The organism is Sphingobacterium bovisgrunnientis (genome assembly GCF_009829085.1).
Lineage (GTDB): Bacteria > Bacteroidota > Bacteroidia > Sphingobacteriales > Sphingobacteriaceae > Sphingobacterium > Sphingobacterium bovisgrunnientis.
The window spans coordinates 1-7,965 of sequence record NZ_WUQY01000059.1 but is presented as its reverse complement, the minus strand read 5'-3'; the positions used below and the strand labels follow the sequence as shown (position 1 = coordinate 7,965).

Sequence of the window (7,965 nt, the reverse complement as noted above, 5' to 3'; positions counted from 1 at the left end):
AAATGGTTCAGGGGACTTTGGGATTACCCGATAGATCTTCAAATGAAAATATCTACTGCGTAATCTGGGTTTAATATAAGCTAATAACTCATATGATGACTAACCTATAAATTTTCCATAAAAAAAGTATTGTATAACTACAACACTTATCTTATTTCAAATTCTTACCCAGGCAACGGTACATAACCATCATCTCCCGGCACTTTAGGGAATTCATGTTTTCGCCAACGTTCCTTTGCTTCTTCAATTATTTGCTTATCTGTAGCTACAAAATTCCAATAGATAAATCGTTCCTCTGGGAAAGGTTCTCCCCCAAAAATATAAACTGTGGTATTGGCTTTTATTGTGAACGAACAAAGATGTGCATCCTTAGTAATTAAGATTAGCTTTGCACCATAATCGTGACCATTGCTCTCGATTTCACCCTCCAAAATATACAATCCACTCTCACCATACAATTCACCACGAATATCTATCACCGCATCTTCCGAACTTTTGAACTCAATCATATACAATTTGCTATACACTGGAACAGGTGATTTTTTACCAAAAGCTTCGCCAGCAATTAATTTATAGTGTACACCATTCTCTTCCCATGCTGGAATATCTTTGGCCTCGGAGTGGTGAAATTCAGGATCCATAAATTCCAATTCCTTTGGTAATGCTACCCATATTTGCAATCCATGTAAAAATTTATCATGCTGACGCAAATGTTCTGGGGTACGCTCAGAATGCGTTACACCTTTTCCTCCTGTCATCCAATTGACAGCACCTGGTGTGATTTCCATCGCTGTCCCCAAACTATCGCGGTGAAAAATAGAACCCTCGAATAGATATGTCAGCGTAGAAAGCCCAATATGTGGATGCGGCCCAACGTCCAAATTTTCATGATCTGCCAAACAGGCTGGTCCCATATGGTCAATAAAAACAAATGGACCGATTGAACGCTTTTGACGAAACGGCAATAACCGCCCCACCAAAAAATTCCCAATATTAGCAGCAGTTTCTTCTCTTATGAAATCAATGTTTGACATAGTAAATCAATTTTAATCTAAAAGTAGCTAAAATTTATGAAGGTATCGAATGATTAAATTCCTCACTAAGCATGCATTACGTTCGTCTAATCACAACGTGCTACTGCAAAAATATATTCAGAATTATTATAACACCCTAAATAGACATTAAAAATAATTCTTACTTGGCACAGGAAACACTTCCAACAAAATCAAATACCGAATTAAACAAGAGCAATTTCTGGAACTTAAAGAATATGTATTATTCTAGTGAATTACATGATATACACAATGGATATTATACAACAAACAATTCAACCATTGGCAAACTACATGGATGATAATTGATTCAATTTATTCATTGCTATGAAATTACATTCTTAAATATATTTCTGTAATTGAAACGATGTTCAGACATATTAGTTTCAGTCAGCACTATTAAACGCTTTATTTCGAGAATAGAAGAAATATAAACTTATGAGATTTCTCACTCCACTACGTTTCGTTCGAAATGACGCCGTCTTAATATCTTTCTGTGCTTTTAGTTCGTCATATCGACCGCAGAGAGATATCTAAAAGGTAATCGTGAGTTTTAGCTAGACTTGCCCGGCACAAGGGCGATTAAAGAAGCTTTACACAAAAAAGTCCCTTTGAATTAACAAAGGGACTTATCATCTTCTTATCTTTTCTGATCTACCAGAACTATCTTTTCTTTCGAATTTTCTATTTTATCCTTTTTAGCATTGCTAAGTGTATGACCGCCTAATATTGGTGCTATTACCAATCCTACAAGACAGGTTAATTTTATCAAAATATTCATCGAAGGGCCTGAAGTGTCTTTGAAAGGATCTCCTACTGTATCACCTGTTACGGCAGCTTTATGTGCATCCGAACCTTTGAACGTCATTTCGCCATTAATTTCTACTCCAGCTTCAAAAGATTTTTTCGCATTATCCCAAGAACCACCTGCATTATTTTGGAAGATGGCCCACATCACACCAGATACCGCTACACCTGCCATATACGCGCCCAATGCTTCTGCACCCATCACAAATCCTACAATAATAGGCGTGATAATCGTCATCGCTCCGGGCAACATCATTTCGCGCAAGGCCGCCTTCGTAGAAATATCTACACACTTGCCATATTCGGGCTGTCCCGTTCCTTCCATAATCCCTGGAATCTCGCGAAATTGACGTCTTACTTCATTAACCATATCCATCGCTGCTTTACCCACAGATTGCATCGCTAACGCTGAAAACACAACAGGAATCATTCCACCAATAAACAAAGCAGCCAATACATTTGCTTTGAAAATGTTAATGCCATCGATGCCCGTGAAAGTCACATAAGCTGCGAATAATGCCAATGCTGTCAATGCCGCAGAGGCTATTGCAAAACCTTTTCCTACAGCAGCAGTGGTATTTCCTACCGAATCCAATACATCTGTACGTTGACGCACCTCTTTTGGTAATTCACTCATCTCTGCAATACCGCCAGCGTTATCCGCAATAGGTCCAAAAGCGTCAATCGCTAACTGCATCGCAGTAGTTGCCATCATCGCAGAAGCTGCAATCGCAACTCCGTAAAAACCAGCCAACGCATATGAACCCCAAATTGCGGCAGCAAACAACAATACCGAAGAAAAAGTTGAAATCATACCATTTGCCAAACCTGCTATAATATTTGTACCTGCGCCTGTTGATGAATTACGGACAATATCCAAAACAGGCTTCTTTCCTAATCCTGTATAGTATTCTGTAAATGCCGAAATCAAGCCGCCCACAGCCAAACCCACAATCGTAGAATAAAACACATTCATACGTGGAATATCTTTATACCCTTCTCCGAAAAATTTCATTTGAATAACTTCAGGAAGCATATATCGTATCAAAAAGAAACAAGCAATTACTGTAAGTATAATAGAAATCCAGTTACCTAAATTCAATGCACCCTGAACTTCATTTTCTTTAGCATCATTATTTGATACTTTCACAAAGAAAGTACCGATTATTGAGGCTAATATTCCGACACCTGCAATTACGATGGGTAAAAGTATCGGTCCCATACCATTGAATGCATCCGTAAAAACACCTCCATTGGCTTCTGCCATATCTTTGATAATATAATTTCCCAATACCATAGAAGCCAATACAGTCGCTACGTATGAGCCAAATAAATCAGCCCCCATACCAGCCACATCACCAACATTATCTCCTACATTATCCGCAATAGTTGCTGGATTACGCGGATCATCTTCTGGAATTCCAGCTTCGACTTTTCCAACCAAATCCGCACCTACATCCGCAGCTTTGGTATAAATACCTCCACCAACACGGGCAAATAAGGCAATGGATTCTGCACCCAAAGAGAAACCAGCTAAAGCTTCTAAAGCAATAGTCATTTCAACATAAAAGTTCCCTCCATCAGTGACAAACATCTTAAGGAAAAGCATAAAGAATATACTTAATCCCAATACTGCTAAACCTGCAACACCTAAGCCCATCACCGTCCCGCCAGAAAAAGAAACTTTCAAAGCTTGAGGAAGGCTGGTACGTGCAGCTTGTGTGGTACGGACATTCGCACTTGTCGCGATACGCATCCCAATATTTCCTGCCAATGCAGAAAAAAATGCGCCAAACACAAAGGCAACAACAATAATCCAATGTGTCGTCTCAACCAACGTTGAAACAAAAAATAATGCAATCGCTGCAATAACTACGAAAATAAATAGAATACGGTATTCGGCTTTCAAAAACGCCATGGCCCCCTCTTTAATGCTTTTGGAAATAAATTGCATTTTACTTTCTCCTGAGTCTTGTTTATTGACCCAATTCGCTTTTGAAACCATGAATAGTAAACCCAAAACAGCGAGCGCTGCTGGTAAGTAAATCATTAAGTTTTCCATAAAAAAAGTTTATTTTGGTTATATTAAAGCTATCACTTTTTTTGCAATAACCCTATACAAACAATACATTTTCTTTTATGAATCAATATGTTACAATAGAAACATAATAAGGACAAATTATTTTTGAATTACTTTGCTCAGTTCCACCTTAGCGCCACCTAGGTCTTTACTTATATCCGCAGCTTCAATAAAAGCACAAATTTCCAGCGTTTCAGCACTATCAAAAGGTATTTTGTTCGTGTCGAAAAATTCTATAATCTCATCGAGTAATGCATTATAACCTTCAAATATCCCTAAAGTAACAGTCACCGATTCACAATATATTGTACCACCAAACTCAGGTTGTCCAGATCGTGTCCCGCGAACCGTCCCCACACGTCCATCTTCCCATATACCGACCAAAATATCTGTATCTGCGGTGTGTGTGCGGGTTATGGATTTACAACCGACACCCATCGCCGTAAACAACATCTCTACCCCATGGATTCCATACCAAAAGAAGTCAGGATGACTCGAGTCTATTTCGGCTGGCGAGAATACGTCAGCACCCAATACTTTCCCGTATTTACCCGCAATCACGTCTTGTAAACCCGAAATGTAACGCAAGGATGAAGACGAAAAAAATGGAACATTATGCTGAACAGATAATGCAAATATTTGTGCTGCATCTTGATATGATGCCGCTAAAGGTTTGTCAATAAAAAGAGGCTTTTTGGCTTTGAAAACTTCTCGCGCCTGTTCCAAATGCAAACGACCATCATTCGTTTCTAATAAAATATAATCTACTTTCTTCAATAAAGCTTTAATAGAATCAACAACTTCTACCCCTAATGTTTTGATCTCTTGGATGTATTGGGGAATGCGTGATGTCGCAGAAGGAATTGTTTTTGTACCATAAGGATAAGCCGCCACAACCTTATAACCTTTGAATCTATCTGAATCCTGCAATAATGATCTCGTAAAAGCGATAGAATGTGAAGTGTCTAAGCCTATAATACCTATACGCTTGTTTTTTAGGTTAGTCAAGGGGTTAGCATATGTGTTATTGATTAGCAACCCACCAAGTGCTAAAGTACCCATACCGATAAAGTCTCGTCGCGTAAAGTTGTTCATAAATTAGAATTTATACTGACGAATATAATGAATTGTTAACGTAACCGTAATAGCCCTTAGCATTAAAAATTAATTAGCGTTCCAATAATAAAGCATCTCTTTTAGCTGTATTTTAGCATCATCCACTAATTCGCATAACATGGATAGTTTTTTTTCATCATCGGTAACAGAGATAGCATCCATCAAATCATGTAAATTCATTGGCTTTTCAAGCAAGAGTACCCGAATTTCTTGTTTTATCTTCTCTTCAATACCTTCAATATGTTTTCGCTTTAGACACAAATCACATTCCCCACATGGTTCACCATTTAACTCACCTAAATATTCTAATATTGCATTACTCCGACATCCTGTGGTATCCAAAAAGTGATAAATCGCTTTGATCTGTTCTTCTTTGACATTTTTACGTTCGCGGATGAATTCCGAATCGATAAAAAGATTTTTGTAATCAACACGTGATTGCATAAAAGTCAATTGCGGCTTGTCCGTACTTTTCAGGTAAGAGCCCACTTGTTGTTTTTCCAAACCTTCGAGCATTTGAACGATAGTTTCATAAGGAACACTTAATTTTTTCGCAAATTCAAATTCATTGATCGGTACATAAAAATCAAAAACACCACCATAGGTTCGTAAAATCGCCTTGATCAACTTATCATATTTTGCAGCTTGCACCTGAAATTTATATAAATCTTGAAAGGCTATTTCAAATTTAAATCGCGAAGGAATAAAAACGGCCTCGGATAAACTCAACCAGCCATCACGTTCCAAAAATTTCAATGCACTCATCGTCGGAAGAACATCTAACTTGTATTTTTTAGCGAATTCAGCTAAATCAAAATCAACTGTAATATTTTTCCCTGCACCATATGCAATTTGATAATGATTGGCCAAATGATGGTAAGCCTGCTGGATAAATTGAACCGAAGGAAAACTATCTTGAAAATTCTTCCACAGCTTAACTCTGTCTTCTTGATGATACAACAAAACTGGAAAAGCTTTTTTTCCATCTCGACCGGCTCGACCTGCTTCTTGGTAATATGCTTCCAGCGAATCAGGAATATCAATGTGAATCACAAAACGCACATCCGGCTTATCAATACCCATTCCGAACGCGTTCGTTGCCACAATAACACGTGTTTTGTTAGTAGTCCACGCGTTCTGTTTGGATTCTCGTTCTTTTATGGTCAATCCAGCATGATAAAAATCCGAAGGAACACCATGATTTAGCAGAAAACGAGCAACTTCTTGTGTTTCTCTCCTATTTCGAACATATACAACACCCGAACCACCAATTTTCTTCACAATACGTAGCATACGATTCATTTTATTTTCCTCATGCAATGCCATATAGCCAAGATTTGGACGGGCAAAACTTTTAGAGAACACATTTTTTGTACGAAATGCCAAACGCTCTTGAATATCTTCGACAACACGCAATGTAGCACTGGCGGTCAATGCCAAGATGGGAACTTTTGGATGTGCTTCTCGCAAATCTGCCAACTGCAAATAAGAAGGACGAAAATCGTAACCCCATTGCGAGATACAGTGCGCCTCATCAATAGCAAACAAATTGACTTTCATGTACTTTATACGCTCACGTACTATATCCGAATAAAAGCGCTCTGGAGCAATGTAGAGGAATTTTATCTTTCCAAATACGCAATTGTCCAAAGCAATATCCACTTCACGGTAATTCATACCTGAATAAATGGCAATAGCTTCAATTCCTTTGCTAAGCAGATTCTCAATTTGATCCTTCATCAAAGCAATCAAAGGCGAGATAACAATACAAATTCCTTCTTGTACCATGGCTGGTACTTGAAAACAAATGGATTTACCACCACCCGTCGGCATCAATGCCAACGTATCTTTACCTTGCAATACAGAGTGAATAATATCCTCTTGCAAGGGTCTGAACGCGTCATAACCCCAGTACTGTTTTAATATAGAATGAATCGAATTGCTCATGCTTAATCCTCTTCCCAAACATAAGCAAAATTATTTTTTAGAATATAAAGTCTATCTGAATTACTTGCAAACGCATTTTTAAAACCTTCGTTTTCTTGCGCAAAGCAGTAATGCAATGGCAACAAAAAAACAAAATACCTATAGAGATTTTAAAAGGCATAAGCTAAAGCAAATTGTGGTGATGTACCAGCCTTGTGTGAAACGAGGATGAAACATCAAACTGAAATTTATTCCATCGCAATCCAATTCCACCAAAATATTGCATAGGATTTGATGCCACGCCACCTCGAAGACTTACCTCATTTGCAATGGAATATTCCAAACCCGCGCGAATATTAAAACCATCTGCAATTTCATAATAGCTATCCCCACCTACAGAAATTTCTTTAGAAATTTTATATGAAAAACCTGCTGCAATTTCAGTAGGAAGATATTGTTCTGTATCGTCTTTAAATTTTGAAAATGTGGTATTTCTAAACAAAAAGCCAATATTGACCTGTTAACTCATCCTAATTAGTGCGCCAAGATCCCATGAAAATGAATTGTCATTAATGTAATTTTCAACATAATAACGATGATAGTTTGCAGTAACTGAAGTTGAAAATATTTCTCCAAAACTTCGCGCATACGAAACATTAGCTGTTAAAAATGAAGATACACTTTGAATACCATAATTGCGTATACTAAGCCCCAAAGCACCTACATTCTTAATTGGTAAACCTAAGTACATATCTTGAGTCCGTAATTCCTTAGTCATGAAATGTGGTTGACAAGCTATAGCAAGATATACGTCCGTTAAACTCCCAATTCCTGCTGGATTATTCGTAAGGCTATAAATAGATTCTGTAGCAATTCCCGTATTTCCCATTCCGTGAAAAGGTGCAACATTAAACCCAGATTACGCAATAGAAAAAAATAGTTAATTTAGAGATTTAAAATCCAACTGCGTAGCAGTAGAAAAAA

At 37.7% G+C, this 7,965-nt stretch carries 6 protein-coding genes; all 6 read right to left on the bottom strand.

Annotation, left to right across the window (positions count from 1 at the left end; all coding sequences use genetic code 11):
* Positions 1 to 164: 164 nt before the first annotated feature.
* A complete protein-coding gene (locus tag GOQ16_RS16880) occupies positions 165 to 1,034 on the bottom strand; it encodes a pirin family protein (protein WP_160070370.1) in 870 nt (289 codons plus the stop codon).
* Positions 1,035 to 1,692: 658 nt separating this feature from the next.
* Positions 1,693 to 3,921: a sodium-translocating pyrophosphatase gene (locus GOQ16_RS16875; RefSeq protein WP_160070369.1), complete on the bottom strand. Its 2,229-nt coding sequence runs from the start codon at positions 3,919 to 3,921 to the stop codon at positions 1,693 to 1,695.
* A 117-nt stretch (positions 3,922 to 4,038) separates the two neighbouring features.
* Positions 4,039 to 5,034, bottom strand: a complete 996-nt coding sequence (locus tag GOQ16_RS16870) for a Gfo/Idh/MocA family protein (RefSeq protein ID WP_160070368.1) — start codon at positions 5,032 to 5,034, stop codon at positions 4,039 to 4,041.
* A 69-nt stretch (positions 5,035 to 5,103) separates the two neighbouring features.
* Positions 5,104 to 7,002: a RecQ family ATP-dependent DNA helicase gene (locus GOQ16_RS16865; RefSeq protein WP_160070367.1), complete on the bottom strand. Its 1,899-nt coding sequence runs from the start codon at positions 7,000 to 7,002 to the stop codon at positions 5,104 to 5,106.
* Positions 7,003 to 7,165: 163 nt separating this feature from the next.
* Positions 7,166 to 7,483 carry a hypothetical protein gene (locus tag GOQ16_RS16860; protein ID WP_160070366.1) on the bottom strand — a complete coding sequence of 106 codons (318 nt, stop codon included), beginning with the start codon at positions 7,481 to 7,483 and terminating at the stop codon, positions 7,166 to 7,168.
* Positions 7,484 to 7,501: 18 nt separating this feature from the next.
* Positions 7,502 to 7,870: a hypothetical protein gene (locus GOQ16_RS16855; RefSeq protein ID WP_160070365.1), complete on the bottom strand. Its 369-nt coding sequence runs from the start codon at positions 7,868 to 7,870 to the stop codon at positions 7,502 to 7,504.
* Positions 7,871 to 7,965: the final 95 nt, after the last annotated feature.